The 512-nt window shown below is 62.7% G+C and carries 1 protein-coding gene; it reads left to right on the top strand.

The window, feature by feature from the left end:
- The coding region (locus AC5ZG5_RS46425) for a PAS-domain containing protein (protein WP_496165596.1) at positions 1-512 on the top strand (512 nt) is incomplete at both ends.

Genomic DNA, 512 nt, shown 5'->3' with positions numbered 1-512 from the left:
CGCTATCGCGAGCTCTATCCGGGGTTGGCCGACCTCATGCAGCCGGGGCTGGAGTTTGAGCATTTGATCGAGACCGTGGTCGAGCGCGGGATCGTGGCCGATGCAGCTACACGACCTCAAGAATGGGTGGAGCAAAGACTTGCCCGGCATCGCAACCCCAGTGGGCCGTTTCTACAGCACCAGTGGGACGGTCGCTGGATCCAGATCAGTGAGCGCAAAACACAGGATGGTGGTACCGTTGCCGTGTTCACGGACGTGACCGAACTCAAACGGCGAGAGGAGGAGTTGGCAGTTGCGCGCGACACGGCAACGGAGGCCCAGCGCCGGCTGGCCGACGCGATCGAGAGCATCTCGGAGGGTTTCTCGCTCTACGATGCCGACGACAAGCTGGTGACATACAACCGGCGGTACCGGGACATGCACGGCACCGGCAGCATCGATGTCGTGAATCAGGGCGTATCGTTCGAAACGATCCTCCGCAATGCGGCCGCGAGCGGCGAGATCCGCGACGC

This window comes from Bradyrhizobium sp. Ses1 (genome assembly GCF_059512365.1).
The sequence above is the reverse complement of the archived record's forward strand: the minus strand, read 5'-3'. Positions and strand labels throughout refer to the sequence as shown.